This is a genomic window from Blautia sp. CAG:257, from assembly GCF_000433815.1.
Lineage (GTDB): Bacteria > Bacillota > Clostridia > Lachnospirales > Lachnospiraceae > Blautia_A > Blautia_A caecimuris.
Map to the genome: position 1 here is coordinate 8,026 of NZ_HF999016.1, position 25,011 is coordinate 33,036.

Sequence of the window (25,011 nt, forward strand, 5' to 3'; positions counted from 1 at the left end):
TTCTGACATTTACAAGGAAACCATTTCCGAATTTTTAAAGCAGATTGTCTCCACTGCATTTTCCGGTCAGGAGCTTACAGAGGAACAGACCCAGCAGAAGCTTGCCGCTCTTCTGGAGGAAAAATCAGCAACTGTGAAAGACAAGTTTGCAGAAGCAGAAATTTCCTATCCTCTTATTAAAGCAGGAGGACAGTGGAAGATCGTATCTCTGGATACAGAAACCGTTCGCATAATGTCCGCAAACTTTACGAATGTACAGGACGAGATCAATCAGTCTCTGGAAGAAATGGAAACTTCCCAAACACAGCCTGAGCAGGAAGCGCCTCAGGCATCTGCAGACGGCAAGATCGATATGAGCAATGACAAATTTACCATTCACTATAAACAGCACCGGGTGACAACTGATTTTGCCGGAGCTCCATGTCTTCTTGTATATTATGATTACAGCAATAACGGCTCTTCCGCTTCCAGCGCCATGGTTGATGTCAATCTCCAGGCTTACCAGAACGGCAATCTCCTGGAACCTGCAATTCCGGAATCAGATGACGAAGCCATTGATCAGTTTATGACTGAGGTACAGCCGGGACAGGCAGTTACTGTATGCCAGGCTTTTACTCTTCAGGACGAATCCGACGTAACGCTTCAGGCAGGTGAGGCATTCAGCTTCGGCGGAGGAACCGTTGTCTCTCAGGTACTGAAAATCAAATAATTTTTTCAAGATATTCGCAGCCGAAAATGCTGCGAATATTTTTTTGTTTTTTCGGAATACTATCTGCATGAAAGGATGGTGACTTATGGATAATAAATTTTTGCAGTATTTTGCTCTGACCATTACTATTATAGGTGCAGTCAACTGGGGACTGATCGGCTTCTTTAATCTGAATCTGGTGGCTCTGATCTTCGGAAGCATGAGCTGGCTGTCCAGAATCGTTTATGGACTTGTAGGTCTCTGTGGTCTTTATCTTCTTTCTTTATATGGAGTGATCGGACAGGAAAGGCAGGAAATGTAATGGCAGCAGATACTGAAAACAAAACCACGATGTCTCATTGTACTGCAGTTCCTGCAGAGCTTCCGGAAAACTGCCTGGAAAAAATCCGGGATTTCGAAAGAGAGCTGAACAAACAGGGATATTGGAATATTGCTCTTGTGGCCTATCAGATAAAAGAATAAAGAAAAAAAGAGTCAGGAACCAATTCCTGACTCTTAAGAGCGATAGACGGGGCTCGAACCCGCGGTCTCGACCTTGGCAAGGTCGCGCGTTACCAACTACGCCACTATCGCATGCTTTGAAGCTGTTCTGTGAGGTGTTTCCCTCGCTGACAAAACATACTATACCAGATAGAATTGTATTTGTCAAATGTTTTTTTGAAATTTTTTAAAAAATTCATCAAAAAAGTGTTTGTCTTGTGAGAGTTTTTTGTGTTTCCCTCAACCGACTTCGTTAGTATATAACACATATATCTAAATGTCAACACTTTTTTTAAAAAAATTTATTTTTATTTTTTTCGGAAATTTATGTGATATACAAAGGCTTTTAGAGATGCTAAAAAAGTTTTTTTATAGTAACTTTTTTCCTGCTATGGTAAAATACTGATGGTTAGAATGAGAACAGAGAAGGGGAGATATTATGACAACAGATGAAGTATTTATGAAAAAGGCCATTGAGCTTGCAGCGCTTGCAGTGGAACACGGCAACGAACCTTTTGGCGCAGTTCTTGTAAAGGACGGAGAAGCTGTATACACCAATGAAAATCAGATCTATACAGCCACAGATCCTACTTTTCATGCGGAGGCAGGACTGATCCGGCGTTTTTGTAAAGAAACAGGGATTACGGATTTAAGCGATTACACTCTGTACTCAAGCTGCGAGCCCTGTTTTATGTGCTGCGGAGCCATGGTATGGGTAAAGCTTGGAAGACTGGTATATGGGGCGAGCGACAGAGATCTCTGCGAAATCCTGGGCGAGCAGGGGAACGACTGTGCGGAACTGGTATTTGAAAGATCTCACTGGAGACCGGAAGTGACAGCCGGCGTTATGCGGGAAGAAAGCATACGTGTTCTGAGGGATTATTTTTCCGGCCATCAGAAAGGCTGAAAACAAAAGGACAGGTATGGCTTCCGACGATGGCGGGGAAGCCGTCACAGGGCGTCCGCATAAAATTTCCTCTAGGCATTTTTTCCATTTTGTTGTATCATAATAAACGAGTATGCCTGATTTTACAGGCAAGTACAATAATCGAAAGGGGAATGGGACTGTGGGAAAGAAAATGCTCTTTGTTTTTAACCCCAAGGCAGGCAAGGGAAAGATCAAAACCCATCTGCTGGATATTATTGATATTTTTAATAAGAATGATTATGAGGTGATCATCCGTTCCACTCAGAAGGCAAAGGACGCCTACGAGCAGGCCAGGGAGTACGCTGATGAGGTGGACCTGATCGTATGCAGCGGAGGAGACGGAACGCTGGATGAGGTTGTGACCGGGATCATGGAGAAAAAAAGTGATGTCCCCATCGGGTATATCCCTGCCGGCAGTACCAATGATTTTGCCAACAGCCTGTTTATGCCGAAGAATATGACAGAGGCCGCTTCCATGATCATGGAGGAAGAACTGTATCACTGCGATATCGGAAGGTTTAACAGCCAGACCTTTGCATATGTGGCAGCCTTCGGACTTTTTACAGACGTATCCTATGAAACGGATCAGGATCTGAAAAACGTTCTGGGTCATGTGGCTTATATTCTGGAAGGAGTCAAAAGACTTTTTGATATCAAATCCTATCATATGAAAGTAAAATCAGAGGAAATTGAAGTAGAAGATGATTTTATGGTAGGAATGATCACAAATTCCAGATCTGTGGGAGGCTTTAAAAATCTTACAGGCAAGAATGTGGATATGAATGACGGCCTTTTTGAAGTGACCCTGATCGTAAAGCCCAAGAACCCTCTGGAGCTTCAGGAGATCATGACAGCTCTTGTTATGGCTGAGGACAATACGGATCTTGTTCATTCATTTAAAACAGGAAAGATCACCATAGAGGCAGAGGAAGCAGTTCCGTGGACGCTGGACGGTGAATTCGGAGGAAATCACACGTCCGTAGAAATAGAAAATATGCATAAAGCACTGAATCTGTATTTAAAAAGCACAAAAAAGAATTAAGCCAATAAAACAGAAAACATAAAGGAGAAAGCTAATGTCAGACTATACTAACGTAAAAGAACTCTTTGGATGCGATGTGTTCAATGATTCCGTTATGCAGGAGAGACTTCCGAAAAAAGTCTATAAAGAGCTGAAAAAAACCATAGAAGAAGGAAAAGAGCTATCTATGGAAATCGCGGATGTAGTTGCTCATGAAATGAAGGAGTGGGCCATCGAAAAAGGAGCCACTCACTACAGCCACTGGTTTCAGCCGCTGACAGGCGTAACTGCAGAAAAGCATGACGCTTTTATTACTGCTCCTATGGAAAACGGAAAGGTTCTTTTAAGCTTTTCCGGAAAGGAGCTGATCAAAGGAGAGCCGGATGCATCTTCTTTTCCTTCCGGCGGTCTGAGAGCTACTTTTGAGGCAAGAGGCTATACTGCATGGGACTGCACCTCACCTGCTTTTGTGCGCCATGATGCAGCCGGCGGTACCCTGTGCATCCCAACCGCTTTCTGCTCCTATACCGGAGAGGCGCTGGATCAGAAAACTCCTCTTCTCCGCTCCATGGAGGCAGTAAACAAACAGGCTCTGAGACTGATCCGTCTTTTTGGAAATACCACATCCAAAAAAGTAACTCCGTCTGTAGGAGCAGAGCAGGAATATTTCCTTATAGATAAAGAAAAGTGGCTTCAGAGAAAGGATCTGACCTACACCGGCAGAACGCTGTTCGGCGCGATGCCGCCAAAGGGCCAGGAGATGGACGATCATTATCTGGGAACTATCCGTCAGAGAGTTTCCGCATATATGAAAGAAGTCAATGAAGAGTGCTGGAAGCTTGGAATCACAGCAAAAACCCAGCATAATGAAGTGGCTCCGGCTCAGCACGAGCTTGCTCCTATCTATGCCCCGGCCAATATTGCGGCTGACCACAATCAGATGATGATGCGTATCCTTAAAAAAGTGGCAAGCCGTCATGGTATGCGCTGCCTGCTTCATGAGAAGCCCTTTGCAGGCGTCAATGGTTCCGGTAAGCATAATAACTGGTCTCTGACTACAGACGACGGGATCAATCTTCTGGAGCCAGGCAAAACACCTCATGAGAATATCCAGTTCCTTCTTGTTCTCACCTGTATTCTGAAGGCTGTGGATATTCATGCGGATCTTCTTCGTGAATCTGCGGCAGATGTGGGAAATGATCACCGCCTGGGAGGAAACGAGGCGCCACCTGCTGTTATCTCTGTATTTCTGGGAGAGCAGCTGGAGGATGTGCTGGATCAGCTGATCAGCACAGGAATGGCAACCCACAGCAAAAAAGGAAGCAAGCTTCACACCGGTGTAAAAACTCTTCCTGATTTTATGAAAGACGCCACTGACAGAAACAGAACCTCACCGTTTGCCTTTACAGGAAATAAATTTGAGTTCCGTATGGTTGGTTCCAGAGATTCTATTTCTGAATGTAATGTGGTTTTAAATACCATTGCAGCTCAGGCATTTAAAGAGGCCTGCGACCGTCTGGAGGCGGCTCCTGATTTTGATCTGGCTGTCCATGATCTGATCAAGGAATATGCAACAGAGCATCAGAGGATCGTATTTAACGGAAACGGCTACGCTCCGGAATGGGAGGAAGAGGCAAAACGCCGGGGACTTCCGATTCTTCCGTCCATGGTTGATGCCATTCCGGCTCTTACTACAGACAAAGCTGTAGAGCTTTTTGAAACTTTCCATGTATTTACAAAGGCAGAGCTGGAATCCCGTGCGGAGATCCAGTATGAGATTTATGCAAAAGCCATTAACATTGAGGCTAAGACCATGCTGGATATTGTTACCAAACAGATCATTCCGGCAGTGATCAAATATACCACAGTGCTTGCTCAGTCTGTAAATGCAGTCCGCGCAGCTGCGGCAGTGGACGTCAGCGTGCAGCTTGGACTTCTCACCAAATGCTCCGAACGTCTTGCAAAGACAAACCAGGCAATGGAGGCTCTGGCAGAGGTGGTATCTCATATCGGAGAGTATCCGGAGGGAAGAGAACGCGCTGTATACTGCAGAGAAAAAGTAGTGACAGCCATGGAGGAGCTTCGCAGACCAGTAGACGAACTGGAAATGCTGGTGGACAAGGAAATGTGGCCGATGCCTTCCTACGGTGATCTGATTTTTGAGGTGTAATATGGAAGAACTGAGATTTCTGGAGGAGCAGCAGGTTTCTCCGGAACTGATCCGTCAGGCAGAGGAGTTTCGGAATACATATACTACAGATGAGGCTGCTGTTCACAGAATCGTGAAGCCCTCGATTCCCTTTTATGGAAAGGAGATCCTGGAGATGGCTGTTGCAGGCCTTCTCCGGGGCGAAAATCTGCTTCTAACAGGACCGAAGGCAACAGGAAAAAATATTCTGGCAGAAAATCTTGCCTATATTTTCGGCAGACCTTCTTATAATGTATCCTTTCATGTAAATACCAACAGCGGTGATCTGATCGGAACAGATACATTTATCGACAATGAGGTAAAGCTTCGCAAAGGAAGTATTTATCAGTGTGCGGAATATGGCGGCTTCGGAATCCTGGACGAGATCAATATGGCGAAAAATGACGCGGTATCCGTACTTCATGCGACTCTTGATTACCGCCGTTCCATTGATGTTCCGGGCTATGACCGGATCGAACTTCATCCGGCAGCCAGATTTATCGGAACCATGAACTACGGATATGCTGGGACAAAGGAACTGAACGAAGCCCTTGTTTCCCGTTTCCTGGTAATTGACATGCCGGCTCAGACAGAGGAATCTCTGAATTTTATTTTTCATCAGATGTTTCCAAATGCAAAAATGACAGCCGTAGAACAGTTTGTCGGTGTATTTCTGGACCTTCAGAAAAAAGCGCTGAACAGTGAGATTTCCACAAAGCCTCTGGATCTCAGAGGACTTCTGGCAGCCATGAAGATCGTGGACACGGGACTTTCCCCTTGGCAGGCTGTGCAGATGGGTGTGATCAATAAGACCTTTGACGTTTTTGAAAAAGAAATCGTGGAGGATGTAGTGAGAACCCGTATTCCCCGCGAATGGGCAAAAGAGGATGTCTATGAATAAGGAACTTCCCACGGAACTGGATGACAGCCGGTTTGAACTGGAAAACAGGCTGAAAAATCTTCTCTGGACTGTCAGCGGAGATTACGGACTGGAAATGAAACCGGATGTGGCCCTGTTTTTAAGATCAGAGGCCATTGCTCTTTATGACGGCATCAAACAGGGGGCTTTTGCCAGATTTTACGACAGGGACATGATGGGAATGTACCTGGTAAAAAAAGTATTTCTTCAGGCGGATGAACAGTGTCTGACGCAGCTTGCCCAGCTTTGTATTGAAGAAGCCGTAGGAGAAAAAGTCTGCCGGGAACGTCCCGGGATCCGCTCCATTCAGCGAAAGGCCTGTGAGGATATTCTGGAACAGGAATTTGAACAGATGTGCGCCCCGGGCAATGTGCTTGGGAGGCTGAGAGCGGCAGTGCTGAGAAGAAGACTGGACGGAAGCTCCTTCCGGGCGGAAAAAAAGCTTCAGGAGCTTACAGACGCAGTGGCAGGCGCAGCCGGTGCAGAGAGCACCATGGAACTGATCCGGATTGTGGATAAGCTCTATAATCGTCTGGTGGATCCGTCCTTTGAAGCGGTTCACGGAAGTCTGGAAAAGGTTCTGGCTGTCAGTGTGAAGGAACTGACAGAGTATCCCTGGGAGGATTATCTCACGGAAGAGCTGTATGAAGAAGCTCTGGAAAGCTATATGGAGCAGCTGACAGAAACCATGACCGGACTTGAAGACCGGTCCGTTACAGAGAACATGGAAGAAGAGCGCAGGAAAAAGCATAAAATAACGGTTCTTCCTCCGGAGGCTCTGGAAAAGGCTCATACGTATGTGGAACTGAATTACGGAAGAACCTATCTGACTGATACAGAAGAAAAGCGGATCAACCATCTGATGTGCAGGGGGATCCATGGAGACTGCAGCCTTTATTTTACAGAAGGAATCCTGAAAAATCCGGTAAAAAGAAATTACCAGTATGAATATGCGGTTCGTCTGAGAAATAAAAATATCTGGCTGTATCATGACAAACACAGAATTGTAAAACATAATATAGCAGAGCTGACAGATACTCTCCGTAAATCTCTTACCCTGAGAGGAGAAACTCAGACCGTGCTTTCGGACAGAGGAATGATCGTTCCCTCCAGACTGTGGAGGATCGGGAGAAGCAGTGATGCAAAAATCTTTCAGAGAGAGCTGAAGGCAGACGCAGCGGATTTTGTGGTGGATGTGCTGATCGATGCCAGCGGTTCCCAGATGAGCCGTCAGGGCGAGGTGGCGATCCAGGCTTATATTATCAGCGAGGCTCTGAGCAATGTGGAGATTCCCCACAGAGTTATGAGCTTCTGTACCTTCTGGGATTATACGATCCTGCACAGATTCCGAAAGTATGACGATCCCAGAACAGAAAATGAGAATATTTTTAATTATGTAACATCTTCCAATAACAGAGACGGGCTTGCCATAAAAACAGCCGGTTACAGCCTTCTCCAGCGGCAGGAAGAAAAGAAGATCCTCATTGTACTCAGCGACGGACGGCCCTATGATGTGATCGTTAATCGCCCCAATGCAAAAAATCCTCAGCCGTACCGCGGAAGCACTGCCATTTCAGATACGGCCACAGAAGTCCGCAGACTGAGAAATCTTGACGTCAGTGTGCTGGGAGTGTTTGCCGGGGAAGAAAAGGATCTTGCCACGGAAAAAAGGATCTTCGGCAAGGATTTTGCCTATATCCGGGACATCCGCAACTTTTCCAGAATCGTCGGAAGGTATCTGAAAAAGCAGCTTGACACAGAGTAACAGCCTGATATCCTGCATAATAACAGGAATCCGGCTGTTGTTTTTTGGTGGAATTTGGTGGAAATAGATAGAACGGAGGAAAATCCTGTAATTTTTTTGCATAATTTATTAGATAACATCAAAAAACAGTTGAATAATCCCGGGAAATCAGATATAATGTGTAAATGCAATAAAGGGATAGAGAGAAGCTTGAAGGAGCTCTATTTTTTTTACCATGAGTGTCCGCTATCTGAGGACAGATGTTTACACTAAAGTGATAAAAAACGAAAATAGACTTGCTCTTTTGTGAAAGGATTCTGAAATATATAAATTAAAAGCGCATCCCTTCGTTATTGTCAGAAAAAATAAAAAGGAGTGTATTTACGTGGGAAAATACGTTACAAAGCGAGTTCTCCTCGCTATTGTCACCGTTTTTATTGTTTGTGGTATCACATTCTTTGCCATGAACGCCATTCCAGGCGGACCTTTTGACGGTGAAAAAGCACTTTCTCCGGAAGTAAAAGAAGCACTGGAGAAGAGATTTAATCTGGATAAACCGGTAGGCGAGCAGTTTGTTCTTTATATGAAGAACCTGGCTCATGGAGATTTCGGCGTTTCCGCAAAAACAGGCCGAGACATCAAGACAACAATTTTTGAATCCTTTAAGGTTTCTGCAAAGCTTGGCGGTATGGCGATACTTACTGCCCTGGTGCTTGGTCTGATCTTCGGAAGTCTTGCGGCGCTTACAAGAAATCATCTTCCTGACCGACTGATCATTTTCTTTTCCACACTGTTTACGTCGCTGCCCAGCTTTGTGTTCGCATCGCTGCTGCTTCTGGTATTCTGCGTTACCCTGAAGTGGGTTCCGGTGTGGAGTCCTGAGAACCAGAACTATGTGCTTCCGGTTATTGCGCTGGCAGCCTATCCTATGGCGTATATCACACGTCTTACCAAAAGCAGTATGCTGGATGTTCTGGGACAGGATTATGTGCGTACCGCAAGAGCCAAGGGTGTATCCCAGCTGAAGACGATCTTTAAACACACACTCAGGAATTCTCTGATTCCGGTTATTACTTATGTAGGCCCCATGACAGCATCCATCCTTACAGGAAGCCTTGTTGTGGAAAAAATCTTTACCATTGGCGGTCTGGGCGCAAAATTTGTAGAGGCCATTACAAACAGAGATTATCCTCTGATCATGGGAACTACAATTTTCCTGGCAGTACTGATGGTAACGATGAACCTGATCACTGATATCGTATATAAGATGATCGACCCGAGAATTAAACTGGATTAAGGAGGAAACTAAGTGGATAACACCAGTAAAAATCTGGATGAGATGCCGAAGAAGTCGCCATTGAGCTTCCAGATTGATTTGAAAAAATTTGAAAAAGCAACTGATGAAGAGAAAAAACAGCAGGATGTTATGAGCGAGTCCACTTCCTTCTGGAAAGACGGATTCCGCAAGCTGAGAAGAAATCCGCTGGCTATGGGCAGCCTGATAGTTCTGATTCTGATCGTTGGAATGATCTTTATCGTACCTCATGTAGTGCCCTATTCCTACTCTCAGATCATTGCTGTAAATGGCAGAAGAGATAAAACAGCTTCCAATATGGCGCCGTTCCAGTATTCAGAGCTGGAACAGAAGTACATAGAGGAAGGCGGTAAGGTATTCCCTCATATTATGGGAACAGACGAAATGGGACGTGATTACTTTGTCCGTGTTATTTACGGAACAAGAGTATCTCTGGCAGTCGGTCTTTTTGCCAGCATCATTGTCCTGATCATCGGCGTTCTGTACGGAAGTATTTCGGGATACTTTGGAGGAAAGGTCGATCTGATCATGATGCGTATTGTGGATATCATATATTCCCTTCCTGACATGCTCATGGTAATCCTGCTTTCCGTGGTGCTCCGTGAGACGCTGAATGTAGACGCGATTCCATTCCTTCAGAAGCTGGGACCGAACATGATCTCTTTGTTTATTGTATTCGGTCTTCTGTACTGGACAGGTATGGCGCGTATGGTCCGTGGACAGATCCTTACTATCAAACAGAACGAATACGTGCTGGCAGCCAAGATCAGCGGTGCAAAATCAGGAAGAATCATCCGCAAGCATATTCTTCCAAACTGTATCAGTGTAATTATTGTATCAGGCGCTCTTCAGATTCCGTCAGCGATCTTTACAGAGAGTTTCCTGAGCTTTATCGGACTTGGCGTACAGGCTCCAATGCCTTCTCTTGGATCTCTGGCAAATGCAGGACGTGCGGGTCTGACTGCTTATCCTTATAAGCTGATCTTCCCGGCTATCATGATCTGCCTGATCACACTTGCATTTAACTTACTGGGCGACGGCCTTCGTGATGCCTTTGACCCGAAACTGAGGAGGGATTAAGATGAGTGAGAATATACTTTCAGTCGTAGACTTAAATACCTCTTTTCATACTGACAGAGGAGAGGTTATGGCGGTAAACGGTGTTTCCTTTAATCTGGACAGAGGCAAAATCCTGGGAATCGTAGGAGAGTCCGGTTCCGGAAAAAGTGTTACCGCATATTCCATTATGCAGATCCTGGAAAAGAACGGAAGCATCAAAAAGGGCCAGGTTCTTTATAAAGGCCAGGATATTACACAGTTTTCAGAGAAGCAGATGAGAGAGTTCCGTGGAAAATGCTGTTCTATTATTTTCCAGGACCCGATGACAAGTCTGAATCCTGTATTTACTATTGGAAATCAGTTAAAAGAAGCAATCGAGCTTCATACAGACCGCAAAGGCAAGGTGGCAATGGACCGCGCCATTGAGATGCTGACCCTGGTTGGCGTCAACGAGCCGGAGAAACGTGTAAAGCAGTACCCATACGAGCTTTCCGGCGGTATGCGTCAGCGTGTTATGATCGCCATGGCACTGGCATGCGAACCGGATATCCTGATCGCAGATGAGCCTACCACTGCCCTTGACGTAACCATTCAGGCACAGATCCTGGAACTGATGCAGAGCCTGCAGAAAAAACTGGGCATGGCAATTATCATGGTAACACATGACCTTGGCGTTATTGCGGACATGTGTGATGAGATCATTGTTATGTACGGCGGCCGTGTCTGTGAGCGAGGAACAGCGGAGGATATTTTCTACCGTCCGGCTCATGAGTACACAAAAGGACTTCTGAAATCTATTCCAAGCGTGGACCGTATGGGAGAGAAGCTGATCCCGATTCCGGGAACTCCCATCAACCTTCTGAACATGCCAAAGGGCTGTGCATTCTGTCCGAGATGCGAAAACGCGATGAAAATCTGTATCGAGGAGATTCCGCCGGAAATCCAGATGCCTGACGGACATTTTGCTTCCTGCTGGATGAGTGTGAAGGAGCAGATGGAGGCGCAGCAGGAGGGAAAGAACAATGAGTAATGTGACAAATAAAAGCGAATATCTGGTTGAGGTCAACAACCTGAAACAGTATTTTCCTGTTAAAACAGGCTTTATGAAAAATACGCCTCTCAAAGCAGTTGACGGTGTATCCTTTAACATTAAGCCAGGTGAAACACTGGGTCTGGTAGGAGAGTCCGGATGCGGAAAAACAACTGTAGGACGTTCTCTTCTGAGATTATATACACCTACCTCCGGCGATGTGTTTTTTGACGGAGAAAGAGTAGATAAAAACAGTATCGGCCATATGCGTAAAGAGATGCAGATGGTATTCCAGGATCCTTATTCTTCTCTGAATCCCCGTATGACTGTAGAGGATATTATCGGAGAGCCTCTGGACGTACATAAGCTGTATTCCGGCAAAGGCGAGCGCCGCGACCGTATCCTGGAGCTGATGGAACTGGTTGGCTTAAATGCGGAGCATGCAACCCGTTATGCTCATGAGTTCAGCGGCGGCCAGCGTCAGCGTATCGGTATTGCCAGAGCCCTTGCAACAAAACCGAGATTTATTGTATGCGATGAGGCGGTCAGCGCTCTTGATGTTTCCATCCAGGCGCAGGTGATCAATATGTTTGAAGAGCTTCAGGAGAAGCTGGGCGTGGCTTATCTTTTTATTGCCCACGATCTTCTGGTTGTTCATCATATTTCTGACCGTATCGCAGTTATGTACCTGGGACGTATTGTTGAGATCGCAGATGCAGATGATCTGAATGAATCTCCCATCCACCCATATACACAGTCTCTGTTAAGTGCGGTTCCATATCCGGATCCGAAAATGGCAAAGGAACGTCAGCGTATCATTCTTGAGGGAGATGTGCCAAGTCCTCTGCATATGCCTACCGGATGTGCATTCCGTACCCGCTGCAAATATGCAACAGAACGGTGTGCCAAGGAGTGCCCGACACTGACTGACAGAGGAAACGGTCATATGGTGGCCTGCTTTAACAAATAAAAGCAGGTATCAGGACATACAATTTATATGAATACAATTACCGTGCAGGATTTGTGTGGTGTTTGTATAAACTGCAGTGAAAGCTGTAAATAAAAATCCAGACAGGAGGAATTTTTTATGAAGAAGAAACACGTAGCACTTGCTCTTGCAGCAGCTATGGCAGTGACCACCGTAGGGGGGGCAACTGTTTATGCTTCTGAAGAGCACGGACCATCCAGCGAAGCGGCACCGGCATGGGAGAACTATGACGCTCGGATCGCAGAGATCAGAACAGAGACAGACCTGGTTAAACGTGAAGCTCTGATGCATGAGGCAGAGGACGAGCTGATGAACACATGGGCGATCATTCCGCTGTATTATTACAATGATGTGTACATGCAGAAAACAGATGTAGAGAATATCTACTCCAACCTGTTCGGCTTCAAATATTTCGGATTTGCAAAAACTCCGGACAATACTTTAAGCCTTCAGATCGCATCTGAGCCAAACAAGCTTGACCCGGCTCTTAACTCCTCAGTAGACGGCGCATGCCTTGCAATCCTTGCTTTCTCCGGACTGTATGCTTATGATGCAGAGGGAGAGCTTGTTCCTGAGCTTGCAGAAAGCTATGAGATGAGTGAGGACGGTCTTACCTATACCTTTACTCTGAGAGAGGGACTGAAATGGTCTGACGGCGAAGAGCTGAACGCAGAGGATGTTGTATACAGCTGGAACCGTCTTGTTACTCCTGAGACAGGTGCTGACTATTCCTACCTTGCTGATATCATTGCAAGAAAAGATGACGATACACTTGACATTGCAGGATCAGGCAACACATTTACTGTAAAACTGAAAGCTCCGTGTGCATACTTCCTTGACCTGTGCGCATTCCCGGCATTCTATCCGGTTCCGCAGCAGTGTGTGGAAGCAGCTGAAGGCGCTGAGGAAAACCCGGGCGCATGGTGCGTTGAGTCTGGATTTGTTACTTCCGGTCCGATGACATGTACAGAGTGGAAACACAATGAGTCCATGACTTATGAGAAAAACCCGAACTACTTCAGAGCAGACGAAGTTTCTCTTGAAAAAGTTCAGTTCATGTTAAGTGCAGACGATACAGCAATCTGGAACGCATTTGAGGATGGTTCCCTGCAGTTTATCGACACAATCGCAACAGACATGATGGCAACAGCAAAAGAAAAAGAAGAGTACCACAACATTCCTACACTGGGAACCTACTATGCAGGCTTTAACGTAAACAGTGACCTGTTCAAAGGTAAAACTGTACAGCAGGCTGCAGATATGAGAAAGGCAATCAACCTTCTTATTGACCGTCAGTACATTGTTGACACAATCCCTCAGGCTGATCAGGAAGTTGCAAACACCTTTATCCCAACCGGTATGGCAGACGGCAACGGCGGAGAATTCCGTACAAATGACGATGCTTACACATATCCGATGGAAGATGTTGTAGGATACTTTGATCCGAACGCATATGAGGAGAACCTGGAAGAGGCAAGAAAGCTTCTTGAAGGTGCCGGTTACAAATTTGATGAGAACGGAATGCTTTCCGCTGATACTCCGATCAACATGACATATCTGACAAATGATGCAGAAGGTAATGTTAAGATCGGTGAGTCCATCCAGCAGGATCTGGCTGCAGTGGGTATCAATGTAACTGTTGAGACCCGTGAGTGGTCTGTATTCCTTGACGAGAGAAAACAGGGTAAATTTGACTTCTGCCGTGAAGGCTGGCTGGCAGACTACAACGACCCGATCAACATGCTTGAGATGTGGGAGACAGAGTCCGGCAACAACGATATGCAGTTCGGTAGATAAGCATATCTGAAAAAGACTTTTCTCTGAAATAAGAAAAAGAAAGACGCTGCAAAGCAGGTAAAGAACTTATCTGCAGAGCAGCGTTTTTCTTTGCAGATTCATCTGTAAAATGGTACTGAAATGTATATTTATAGAACAAAACTGTATATTTATCGTATAAAAACAACTTGCATATACTGTCGTAAATTAGTATAATGAAGAAAGGTTCGCAATAAAAATAAAGGGAGAGGAAATCAATGAACAACAAAGAGTTCAAACCGTATGTTCCGGCTGAAAAAATCACACCGGAAATGACGGTGACATCCGTAATCATGGGTATGATCCTCGCAGTTGTATTCGGCGCAGCCAATGCTTATCTTGGTCTTCGCGTTGGTATGACAGTATCTGCTTCCATTCCGGCAGCAGTTATTTCCATGGGTGTTATACGCGTGATTATGAAGAAAAACTCCATTCTGGAGAGCAACCTGGTTCAGACCATCGGTTCTGCAGGTGAGTCTCTTGCAGCAGGAGCGATCTTCACAATGCCTGCCCTGTTCCTGTGGGCAGAAGAAGGCCTTACTGAAAAACCGGGCCTTGTAGAAATCACACTGATCGCACTTTGCGGCGGTGTACTCGGCGTACTTTTTATGGTACCCCTTCGTAATGCTCTGATCGTAAAAGAGCATGCAACTCTTCTTTATCCGGAAGGAACTGCGTGTGCAGACGTACTTCTTGCAGGTGAAGAAGGCGGCTCCAATGCAGCTACTGTATTCTCCGGTATGGGAATTGCCGCTGCATTCAAATTTATCGTAGACGGTCTGAAGGTAATCCCGGCAGACGTTGCAGTTGCTTTTAAATCCTTTAAGGGTGAAATCGGTATGGAAGTATATCCGGCTCTTCTTGGTGTTGGCTATATCGTTGGTCCGAGAATTGCTTCCTTCATGTTTGTAGGTTCCATCGTAGGATGGCTGGTGATCATTCCGCTGATCTGTCTGTTCGGACCTGATATTTCTCTGTATCCGGCAGAAGCAGGCGTAACTGTTTCTCAGCTTTTTGCAGAGGGCGGCGCTTCAGCAATCTGGTCAAACTATGTAAAATACATCGGTGCAGGCGCTATCGCAACCGGCGGTATTATTTCTCTTATTAAGTCCCTGCCTCTGATCATTTCTACTTTCCGTGATTCCATGAAGAGTATGAAAGGATCCCAGAACGGCGGTACTTTAAGAACAGACAAAGATCTTCCAATGGGTATTATCCTTGCAGGAATCGTTGCCATGGTATTTATTATCTGGTTTGTTCCTGCAATCCCGGTAAACTTCCTGGGTGCGCTGATGATCGTAGTATTCGGTTTCTTCTTTGCAACCGTTTCCTCCCGTATGGTTGGTATGATCGGTTCCTCCAACAACCCGGTATCCGGTATGGCAATCGCCACACTGCTTCTTGCTACCTTTGCCATCAAGGCAACAGGCGAGACTGGTATCGACGGAATGAAGGGCGCAATCGCTATCGGATCTGTTATCTGTATCATTGCTGCTATTGCAGGTGATACTTCTCAGGACCTTAAAACAGGATATCTTCTCGGCGCAACACCGAAGACACAGCAGATCGGTGAGCTTCTCGGTGTTGTTGTTTCCGGTCTTGCAATCGGCGGCGTTCTTTATCTTCTTGACGCTGCATGGGGATATGGTACCGCAGAGGTTCCTGCTCCGCAGGCCGGCCTTATGAAGATGATCGTTGAGGGTATCATGGGCGGAGAGCTTCCATGGACACTTGTATTTGTAGGTGTATTCCTTGCTCTGGGCCTGGAAATCTTAAGAATTCCGGTAATGCCTTTTGCAATTGGTCTTTACCTTCCGATTTATCTGAACACAACCATCATGATCGGTGGCGTTGTTCGTATGTTCCTGGATGGACGCAAAAAAGTTGACAGCAAGACAAAAGAATCTCAGGTTACCAACGGTACTCTGTACTGTGCTGGTATGATCGCCGGAGAGGGTCTTGTAGGTATTTTCCTGGCTATTCTTGCGGTTGCCGGAATCAGTATTCCTGCATTTATCAACCTGGGAAATATTGGCGGCGTTGTGATCATGGCGCTGATGATCCTTGGTCTTCTGAAATTCTCCTTATGGAATAAAAGAAAAGCCTGATGAGAAAAAAGAAAGATAAGGGTATGCAGATCAACTATCTGGATCTTATTCCGGAAAAAAATCAGTCGCTGAAATGGCATACAGATCTGAAGGACAGAGTGATCCTTGAAGTGGAAAACACAGGGATCATGAACAAGATCGCGCAGACAGTGTTTAACAAACCGCGCTTTACAAAAGTCCATCTGGATGCTCAGGGAAGCTTTATCTGGCCCCTGATCGACGGAAAACGTACAGTGACAGACATTGCGCTTCTGGTAAAAGATGAATTCGGGGAGGCAGCCGAACCTCTGTATCCCAGAATTATCAAGTATTTCCAGATTGTTGAAAGCTATCATTTTATTAAATTTGTAAATATGCCTCAGAAATAGGGCAGACTAAGAGCGGGAAGCGGCATGGGCCGTCTCCCGTTCTTTTAGGATAAGGGACGCTTTATCGCGTTAGAGTTATATCACTACAGGAGGAGGCTTTTATATGAAACTGGCAGGAAAAAGATCTGTATGGCTTGAGTATCTGGTTATTTTTCTGGGTACAGGACTGATGGCAACTGCGATCAAGGCATGCTTTGATGCGTGCGGACTGGTCACAGGAGGCTTTTCCGGAGCAGCCATTCTGGTAAAGGAGTGGACCAGAGGAATTGTGGAAAACGGAGTCCCTCTGTGGTTGACAAACCTGAGTCTGAATATTCCTCTTTTTATTCTGGCAACAAAACTGAAAGGATTTTCCTTTGTAAAAAAAGCGCTGGTGGGAGATATGACTCTTACCATGTGGCTGGCTGTTCTTCCGGAGTGGAAGCTTTCTGATGACCTTCTTCTTTCTTCCGTTTACGGAGGAATTATTCTGGGAGTGGGAATCGGTCTTGTATTTCTGGGCGGAGGAACAACCGGGGGAACGGACATGCTTGCCGCCATTATCCAGAAATATATGAGACATTATACCATTGCACAGATCATGCAGTTTATAGACGGTTCCATTGTTCTTGTGGGCATGTATGTATTCGGAATCCGCAAGGGACTTTATGCGATCATTGCAGTTTATCTTGTGACAAAGGTATCGGACGGACTGATCGAGGGCCTGAAATTCTCAAAAGCTGTGCATATTATCACAGATAAGCCGGAAGCTATTGCAAGAATGATCATGCACGATCTTGACCGGGGAGTAACGGGAATCTCTGCAAAGGGAATGTATTCCGGACAGGAAAAACTGATGCTTTACTGTGTGGTTGGAAAGAAAGAACTGGTTCAGCTGAAAGAAAAAATTGATGAGATTGATCCCAAAGCATTTGTGATCGTTGGCGATGCAAGAGAGGTTCACGGAGAAGGCTTTATAGAAAGATAGGAAAAATACACAAAAAACACCTGAAAATTTGTAACAAATTTACGATTTCCTCTTTTAATTTTGGTGATATTGTATTAAAATATCTTTATGTACAGGTTTCTTTATGGGAAAAAGAAGAGACATGCAGAATGCATGAGAAGGGATGTTTGCAGATGATATCAAATCAGGTACTTCAGAATACTCTGGAAGGGTTAAAAGAAATATCCAGAATCGAGTTTTGTATTATAGACACAGAAGGAAAGGTTCTGGCATCTACATTTTCGGATTTTTCAGTTCAGCCGGGAGATGTGCAGGCATTTGTAGAATCTCAGGCTGACAGTCAGCTTGTAAAAGGATTCCAGTATTTCAAGGTGTGCGATGATTATCAGCTGGAATATATTCTGGTTGCACATGGCGATGATGAGGATACTTATATGGTTGGAAAGCTGGCAGCGTTCCAGGTGCAGAATCTGATCGTTGCCTATAAAGAGCGGTTTGATAAAGACAGCTTTATCAAAAATCTTCTCCTTGATAATCTTTTACTGGTGGATATCTACAACCGTGCCAAGAAACTTCATATTGATGCGGATGTACGCCGCGTTGTTATGATCATGGAACTTCAGCAGGAAAAAGACCACAACGCAATGGAAGCGGTAAAGAGCTTTTTCGGCGGAAAGACAAAAGATTTTATTACGGCAGTGGATGAGAGAAGCATTATCATTGTGAAACAGCTTGAAGACGGAGAAGGCTACAGCGATATGGATAAGCTGGCCCGGGCGATTCTTGACACCCTGGGCTTCGGCCTGGAAAACGGTACTCATATCGCGTACGGAACAATTGTCTGCGAGCTGAAAGAGGTTTCCAGATCTTATAAAGAGGCAAGAATGGCTCTCGATGTGGGAAAGATCTTTTTCGGCGACCGGGACGTGATCGCATACAGCTCTCTGGGAATCGGCAGACTGATCTATCAGCTTCCGATACCGCTGTGTAAAATGTTCATCAAAGAGATCTTTGAAAACAAATCTCCGGATGATTTTGATGAAGAGACACTTGTCACAATTGACAAATTCTTTGAGAACAGCCTGAACGTGTCAGAGACATCAAGACAGCTTTATATTCACAGAAATACTCTGGTATACCGTCTTGATAAGCTTCAGAAAAGCACAGGACTTGATCTGAGAGTGTTTGAGGATGCCATCACATTTAAAATTGCGCTGATGGTTGTAAGATATATGAAATATATGGAGACACTGGAATACTGATGCTGCAGATGTGTTTGGTGTTACTGTTCATTTCGCTGCAGAATAGTAGAATGTGAACAGCTGCTATTTGGTTTTATGTCAACAGTTGGGGAGGATTCTTCGGAATTCTCCCTCTTTTTAATTAGGAATCATAAATGGGCAGATACGGGATTCTGTACAATGGAATCTATGGCAGGAGGAAAACAGAGATAAAATAGAAAGAAAACCTTGAATTCATTTATTCTTTCCTGTACAATAATCCCCTGAAGAAACGTCTGGTGTTTCTATCATTCACAATATATTCAAAATTTTCATAGCTGCTATGAATGTAAAATTTTTATGAAAATCTTTTGGATTTCAAAAAAAACACTTGAAATTCAGCTGGAAGTATGTTACAACATTGTTACAAAAACATTAAAATGCTTATTTGCGGGATGCAAACTGATACTGCCGGAATCCCATGGCAGTATTTTTCTGTGAAGAGAAAGCAGTGGTTTGTTCTAAAAGGAGGAACATATGATAGATCTGATTGATGTAAGTAAGTCATACGGAAAGGGCCTTCCGGCTGTCAACCATGCGAACTTACATGTGGATAAAGGAGAGTTCGTGTTTGTAGTAGGAAGCAGTGGCTCCGGCAAGTCCACACTGATCAAGCTTTTGATGAAAGAGCTTGACAGCACAAGCGGTCAGTTGATCGTCAGCGGTGAGCGTCTGGAAACAATGAAACACAGCAGAGTTGCCAAGTACCGCAGAAAGCTTGGTGTTGTATTCCAGGATTTCCGTCTGCTGAAAGACAGAAATGTATATGAAAATGTCGCTTTTGCCCAGCGCGTTATCGGAAGACCGGGAAAGGTGATCCGTAAACGTGTTCCTGAGGTGCTTATGGAGGTTGGACTTGCAGGAAAGTACAAATCCTATCCTGATGAGCTTTCCGGCGGAGAACAGCAGAGAGTGGCTCTTGCCAGAGCTCTTGTAAACCGTCCGGACATTCTCCTTGCAGATGAGCCTACCGGAAACCTTGATCCCCAGACTGCTGAGGAGATCATGAACCTTCTGGCAGAGATCAACGAGCGCGGAACAACAGTGCTGGTGGTAACACATAACAAAGAAATTGTAAACTCCATGAAAAAACGTGTTGTTACCATGCATGAGGGCGTCATTGTCAGCGATGAGAAAGAAGGAGGATATCATGAGGCCTAGTACCATATGGTTTACCCTGAAGCAGGGTGTTAAAAATATAAAAAGAAACTGGATGTTTTCCATTGCGTCAATTCTGACAATGGCAGCATGCATCTTTCTTGTAGGTATTTTTTATTCTATTGTAAATAATGTGGATCACATTGCTCATAAAGTAGAGCAGGAAGTGCCGATCACGGTATTTTTTGATGAGGGAACAACTCAGGAACAGATTGATGCGATCGGAGAGCAGATCAGGCAGCGACCGGAAGTGCAGGAAATTGTATTTACTTCTGCAGACGATGCCTGGAACGAGTTTAAAGATCAGTATTTCCAGGGATCTGAGGCAGCAGAGGGATTCCGGGACGACAACCCGCTTGTAAACTCTGCCAACTATGCTGTTTATATGAATCAGATTGAAAAACAGAATGAGCTGTCTGCCTTTATCCAGGGACTGGATCATGTACGTGAGGTAAATCAGTCAGAGGAAGCGGCAAAGACTCTGGGAAGCTTTAACCGTCTGGTATCTTACGCTTCTATGGCGATTATCGCAGTGCTTCTGCTGATTTCTGTTTTCCTGATCAGCAATACGGTTTCCGTTGGTATCTCTGTCCGCAAGGAAGAAATCGGAATTATGAAATATATCGGAGCTACAGATGGATTTGTCCGGGCGCCGTTTGTAATGGAAGGTATGGTACTTGGAATCGTGGGAGCGGCGATTCCTCTGGTTGCGCTGTATTTCTTATATAACACGGCAGTCGAATATGTACTGACAAAATTCAATGTTCTGACAGGTGTGGTTGCGTTTATTCCGGTAACAGACATTTATATGACGCTTCTTCCTATTGGCCTTGCACTGGGAATCGGAATCGGTCTGATCGGAAGCTTCCTGACAACGAGAAAACATCTTCGTGTATAAGGAAACGCATTCAGGAATATTCAGTATACATAAAAAGTCCGGACAGCATCCGGAAATGAGTTTTGAAAATAAAGAGAAATGAACAAGCGGCATAAGGCTTTGTCTTTCAGAAGAAAGAGAGCATTGTGCCGTTTATTTTTACAGGGGGGCGGAGATATCAATGAAAAATAAGGAATATATAAAAGGAATTGCCACAGGAGTTGCACTTTCTCTGGCAGTGGGAGCAGGCGGATACCTGGGATACCGGTCTCAGTATGACGGAGTTCTTTCTGAATCGGAGCATGTGGGAAAGCTGAAGTATCTGGAGCATCTGATCGAGGAAGAATATTTAGGTGAAGTCGATCAGGAAAAACTTGCAGAGGGGCTTTATACAGGCCTTGTATATGGACTGGGAGATGTGTATTCCAGATATTATACAGCAGAGGAATATCAGCAGGAAAATTCGTCCACTATGGGCGCCTATGTGGGAATTGGTATTGCGATGCAGAAAAATGAAGAGGGGGGCGTCCGGATTGTGGAATGCTACGAAGAAGGTCCGGGAGACAAAGCCGGTCTGAAGGCCGGAGATATTATCAGCGGTATTGACGGTACAGACATTACGGAAAAGGATGTCTCGGAGGTTGTGGATATGATACGGGGAAGCGGGAAGGAAAAAGTGGTGCTGACCGTTCACAGACAGAATGTAGAGAATGCCATGGAGGTGACTGTGGAGATCACAGATGTGGAACTCCCCTCTGTATTCAGTGAGATGCTGGAGAATCAGACAGGATATATCAGAATATCTCAGTTTACAGACGTTACTCCGGATCAGTATGAAAAAGCGTTTTCTGATCTGAAAGATCAGGGAATGGAGAAGCTGGTGGTAGATCTCAGAGGAAATCCGGGAGGTCTTCTGACTTCTGTATGTGCAATATTAAACAGTATTCTTCCGGAAGGTCTGATTGTATATACGGAAGATAAATACGGAAACCGCAGCGAGGAAAGATCAGAAGGAAAAACACCGTTGGATATGCCTTTTGCAGTACTGGTAAATGAAAACAGCGCCAGCGCCTCGGAGATTTTTGCCGGAGCGGTACAGGATTATGGAATCGGCACCATTGTGGGTACTGTTACCTATGGAAAAGGCGTGGTTCAGGAGCTTCGCCCCCTTAGTGACGGAAGCGCGGTAAAGCTTACAGTCTCTGATTATTACACTCCGAAGGGAAATTCCATCAATGAGGTGGGAATAAAACCGGACGTGGAGGTAAAGCTGGATCCAGAGCTTCTCAATCAGGAGGAAATCACTCACCAGGAGGATAATCAGCTTCAGGAAGCTCTGAAGGTACTGGAAACAGATAACTGATATTTACCCAAAAGGCTATTACGGAAGGTGCTTTGACCATATTGCTGTAAACGGAGACAGAGGATTGAGGGAGTCTGAAGCGGACTTGTCTGCTATGATATGGAAGTATTGTCAGTTCTTTTCCATTTTTGTTGCACATATCGAACTGTAATGGTATGATAAAACAGAAAGCAGCACCGGAAACTTCGGAGTATACAGAGACAGCCTGGTGTTATGATTAAAAAAATGGAGGGGAAAATATGAGAAAGTATGTGATCACAACAGACAATAATGCAGACCTGCCGGAGAGCTATTACAGAGAACACGGAGTAGGCTGTATGTATCTCAGTTATACAATAGATGGAGTTCATTATACTCATGAGAACTTTATGGATGAACCTGAATTTTACGAAAAAATGCGGGCTGGCTCCATGCCCACCACTGCGCAGGTGAACCCGGAAGAGGCAAAAGAACTGTTTGAACCATATCTGAAAGAGGAAAAGGATATTTTGCATATTGCTTTTTCTTCCGGGCTGAGCGGAACCTGCAACAGCTGCCGGATTGCAGCAGAAGAGCTTATGGAAGAGTATCCGGAGCGAAAGATCGTTATTGTAGATTCTCTCAGCGCTTCTCTGGGACAGGGACTTCTGGTGTATCTGGCACAGAAGAAAAAGGAAGAGGGGCAGGATCTGGATGCCGTGGCAGAATGGGCGGAGCAGCATAAGCAAAATATCGTTCATCTTTTTACAGTAGACGATCTGAACCATCTGTACAGAGGCGGCCGTGTGTCAAAGACGACAGCGGTTCTGGGCGGTATGCTGAACATTAAGCCGATTCTTCACGTGGACGAAGAGGGGAAACTCATCCCCATAGGAAAGGTACGGGGCCGCAAAAAATCTCTTCTGGAACTGGCTGATCTGATGGATAAAAAAATCGGCTCCTGCGCTTCTTCCTGTGACACAGTATTTATCAGTCACGGAGACTGTCTGGAGGAGGCTCAGTATCTGTCTGGCAAAATAAAAGAAAAATATCAGGTAAAGACAGAGATCATTAATTATGTAGGAGCAGTGATCGGAGCTCACTCCGGCCCGGGCACAATGGCTTTGTTCTTTGTGGGAGATGAGAGATAAAAAGAGTCTCAGCTTTCCGGTGAAATATTACGAAGTAATAAAAATGTAACAAAATCATAATATTTTGTAAAAAACGCTTGCTTTTTTTTCAATCCTTCCGTAAAATAGAAAAGAAGGGGTGACGGCAGAATGAGCGGTCACTTTCATAAAAACTATTTGAATTCAGTTTGAGAAAGGAAGAATTGAATGAAAACAACAGGAAAAAGATTCGCGGCATTACTTCTGGCAGCAGTCATGCTGGCTACAACTGTTTTTTGCACAGAAGTTCCGGTAAGTGCGGAAACGCTACAGGCAACAATTGCCAAAAGCAGAGTTACGACTAAAATACAGGAAGCCGGAAGATATTCTATCAGAATCCAGTGGGATATGTCGCGGCTTGCCAGCGGTTATGCTGTTTACAGAAAAGAAAATGGTCAGTCTTACAAAAGAATAGCAACTGTAGGGAAAAATGTTTCCAGCTATCTGGACCAGAACCTTGTATCTGCAACGCAGTACCAGTATGCGGTTCGTGCCTACCGTAAAGAAAATGGAAAAGAAGTCTATAGCCAGTATAATGCTGTTTTAGGAGCTACACGTCCGGAAATGCCTAAAATCCAGGCGCAGGCAAATTCCAGCAGGCAGATCACCGTATCCTGGAACCATGTGCCCAGAGCGGACGGGTATATTGTATATCGAAAGGCATCCGGAGAAAAATGGAAGACAATGATAACTTTATCAAAAGATCAATCTTCTTATGTAGACAAAACGGTGCTGCCGGATACGAAATATGTTTATACAGTTCGTCCATATAAACTGGGCGGAGGCAATGTGAAATACCTTGCATCCTACAAAATCAATAACAAAGTAATAGAAAGTAACCTGGTAGTGACACCGGGAAAAGAGTATCCTGTATATAACTCTGCACAGAAAGAAGTTATGAAAAAAATCCTCTATGGTGTGGAGACCGGTGGAAATGTTTATGGAAATCAGGATTATTCAGATGTAACTCTTCCATATACGAACAGCGGAGCAGAACATGCAATTACAATCGGGGCAGGTCAATGGTATGCAACAGAAGCACAGCGTCTGCTGAAACTGATTCACAGTTCAAGTCCTGCAACATGGAACAAATATGATAAAGATGGTAAACTGTGGAAAGATGTAGTAAATAAAAACTGGAATACATATTCCGACAAAGCATATTTAGGAAGAATCGGAAAAATTATCAGTTCATCGGCAGGAATTAAATGTCAGGATCAGTTAATGTATACTCAAATCGAAGAGATGGAAAAAGAAGTAAGAAGCCTGGGGATTACAGAACCGAAATCAGTAGGAATGTTTATTAATATCCGGCATCAGGGAGGATATGGAGCAGTAACCCGTGTTCTTGCAAAAACCAAAAGACCGGTAAATCTGGACAATATTCTTGCAGCGTTAAGAACTGATACAGGAAATCAGGTTGGCGCTTACAGAAGACGTCAGAATAAGGTGTATACCTGGCTGAATAAATACATGAAATAAAATATTTACGGCAGAGCAATGGTGGGAAAACTGCTTCCTCATTGCTCTGTTTTATTGTATTTTTCTGTCAGGAATTTCGCTTTTAACAACAGAATCCTCCGTTTCG

22 protein-coding genes and 1 tRNA gene are annotated in these 25,011 nt (G+C 44.8%); 22 read left to right on the forward strand and 1 reads right to left on the reverse strand.

What is annotated here, in order from left to right; all coding sequences use genetic code 11:
* The 3 genes from QVP40_RS03505 to QVP40_RS03515 form a co-directional block, all read left to right on the forward strand.
* Positions 1-709 (forward strand): DUF5067 domain-containing protein (locus QVP40_RS03505; protein ID WP_288200309.1); only part of this gene is annotated, 709 nt, incomplete at its 5' end.
* An 85-nt stretch (positions 710-794) separates the two neighbouring features.
* Positions 795-1,010 (forward strand): DUF378 domain-containing protein, encoded by a 216-nt coding sequence (locus QVP40_RS03510; protein WP_022067113.1) that lies wholly within the window; start codon positions 795-797, stop codon positions 1,008-1,010.
* Positions 1,010-1,171 (forward strand): hypothetical protein, encoded by a 162-nt coding sequence (locus QVP40_RS03515; protein ID WP_022067114.1) that lies wholly within the window; start codon positions 1,010-1,012, stop codon positions 1,169-1,171. Before QVP40_RS03510 ends, QVP40_RS03515 begins: the two co-directional genes overlap by 1 nt.
* Before the next feature lie 38 nt (positions 1,172-1,209).
* Here the strand turns inward: QVP40_RS03515 and QVP40_RS03520 are convergent.
* A tRNA-Gly gene (locus tag QVP40_RS03520) sits at positions 1,210-1,282 on the reverse strand.
* A 346-nt stretch (positions 1,283-1,628) separates the two neighbouring features.
* Here QVP40_RS03520 and QVP40_RS03525 point away from each other — a divergent pair.
* The 19 genes from QVP40_RS03525 (at position 1,629) to QVP40_RS03615 (ending at position 24,905) form a co-directional block, all read left to right on the forward strand.
* On the forward strand, positions 1,629-2,096 hold the full coding sequence (locus tag QVP40_RS03525; protein WP_022067115.1) for a nucleoside deaminase: 468 nt from the start codon (positions 1,629-1,631) through the stop codon (positions 2,094-2,096).
* Positions 2,097-2,256: 160 nt separating this feature from the next.
* Positions 2,257-3,159 (forward strand): diacylglycerol/lipid kinase family protein, encoded by a 903-nt coding sequence (locus QVP40_RS03530; protein ID WP_147598027.1) that lies wholly within the window; start codon positions 2,257-2,259, stop codon positions 3,157-3,159.
* 34 nt (positions 3,160-3,193) lie between these two features.
* On the forward strand, positions 3,194-5,308 hold the full coding sequence (locus QVP40_RS03535; protein ID WP_022067117.1) for a glutamine synthetase III family protein: 2,115 nt from the start codon (positions 3,194-3,196) through the stop codon (positions 5,306-5,308).
* 1 nt (position 5,309) lies between these two features.
* A complete protein-coding gene (locus tag QVP40_RS03540; RefSeq protein WP_022067118.1) occupies positions 5,310-6,227 on the forward strand; it encodes an AAA family ATPase in 918 nt (305 codons plus the stop codon).
* On the forward strand, positions 6,214-8,010 hold the full coding sequence (locus QVP40_RS03545; protein ID WP_442852280.1) for a cobaltochelatase CobT-related protein: 1,797 nt from the start codon (positions 6,214-6,216) through the stop codon (positions 8,008-8,010). Before QVP40_RS03540 ends, QVP40_RS03545 begins: the two co-directional genes overlap by 14 nt.
* A gap of 364 nt (positions 8,011-8,374) precedes the next feature.
* Complete coding sequence (locus QVP40_RS03550) at positions 8,375-9,286, forward strand: ABC transporter permease (protein WP_022067120.1); 912 nt, start codon at positions 8,375-8,377, stop codon at positions 9,284-9,286.
* A gap of 42 nt (positions 9,287-9,328) precedes the next feature.
* Positions 9,329-10,384: an ABC transporter permease gene (locus tag QVP40_RS03555; protein WP_171026587.1), complete on the forward strand. Its 1,056-nt coding sequence runs from the start codon at positions 9,329-9,331 to the stop codon at positions 10,382-10,384.
* A gap of 1 nt (position 10,385) precedes the next feature.
* Positions 10,386-11,393: an ABC transporter ATP-binding protein gene (locus tag QVP40_RS03560; RefSeq protein ID WP_022067122.1), complete on the forward strand. Its 1,008-nt coding sequence runs from the start codon at positions 10,386-10,388 to the stop codon at positions 11,391-11,393.
* Positions 11,386-12,363 (forward strand): ABC transporter ATP-binding protein, encoded by a 978-nt coding sequence (locus QVP40_RS03565; protein WP_022067123.1) that lies wholly within the window; start codon positions 11,386-11,388, stop codon positions 12,361-12,363. Before QVP40_RS03560 ends, QVP40_RS03565 begins: the two co-directional genes overlap by 8 nt.
* A gap of 117 nt (positions 12,364-12,480) precedes the next feature.
* Entirely contained in the window at positions 12,481-14,178 is a 1,698-nt protein-coding gene (locus QVP40_RS03570) for a peptide ABC transporter substrate-binding protein (protein WP_022067124.1), read from the forward strand.
* A gap of 236 nt (positions 14,179-14,414) precedes the next feature.
* Positions 14,415-16,304, forward strand: a complete 1,890-nt coding sequence (locus tag QVP40_RS03575; protein WP_022067125.1) for an OPT family oligopeptide transporter — start codon at positions 14,415-14,417, stop codon at positions 16,302-16,304.
* A complete protein-coding gene (locus QVP40_RS03580; protein ID WP_022067126.1) occupies positions 16,304-16,672 on the forward strand; it encodes a PqqD family protein in 369 nt (122 codons plus the stop codon). Before QVP40_RS03575 ends, QVP40_RS03580 begins: the two co-directional genes overlap by 1 nt.
* Positions 16,673-16,775: 103 nt before the next feature.
* On the forward strand, positions 16,776-17,639 hold the full coding sequence (locus QVP40_RS03585; RefSeq protein ID WP_022067127.1) for a YitT family protein: 864 nt from the start codon (positions 16,776-16,778) through the stop codon (positions 17,637-17,639).
* 152 nt (positions 17,640-17,791) lie between these two features.
* The gene (locus QVP40_RS03590; protein ID WP_022067128.1) at positions 17,792-18,880 is read left to right on the forward strand and encodes a PucR family transcriptional regulator; all 1,089 of its coding nucleotides are present in this window, start codon (positions 17,792-17,794) and stop codon (positions 18,878-18,880) included.
* A 495-nt stretch (positions 18,881-19,375) separates the two neighbouring features.
* Positions 19,376-20,059: a cell division ATP-binding protein FtsE gene (gene ftsE / locus QVP40_RS03595; protein ID WP_022067129.1), complete on the forward strand. Its 684-nt coding sequence runs from the start codon at positions 19,376-19,378 to the stop codon at positions 20,057-20,059.
* Positions 20,049-20,954: a permease-like cell division protein FtsX gene (ftsX, locus tag QVP40_RS03600; protein WP_022067130.1), complete on the forward strand. Its 906-nt coding sequence runs from the start codon at positions 20,049-20,051 to the stop codon at positions 20,952-20,954. Before ftsE ends, ftsX begins: the two co-directional genes overlap by 11 nt.
* Before the next feature lie 160 nt (positions 20,955-21,114).
* Positions 21,115-22,296 (forward strand): S41 family peptidase, encoded by a 1,182-nt coding sequence (locus QVP40_RS03605; RefSeq protein WP_022067131.1) that lies wholly within the window; start codon positions 21,115-21,117, stop codon positions 22,294-22,296.
* 239 nt (positions 22,297-22,535) lie between these two features.
* On the forward strand, positions 22,536-23,405 hold the full coding sequence (locus QVP40_RS03610) for a DegV family protein (protein WP_022067132.1): 870 nt from the start codon (positions 22,536-22,538) through the stop codon (positions 23,403-23,405).
* Positions 23,406-23,591: 186 nt separating this feature from the next.
* Complete coding sequence (locus QVP40_RS03615; protein WP_022067133.1) at positions 23,592-24,905, forward strand: fibronectin type III domain-containing protein; 1,314 nt, start codon at positions 23,592-23,594, stop codon at positions 24,903-24,905.
* The last annotated feature ends 106 nt before the right edge of the window (positions 24,906-25,011 follow it).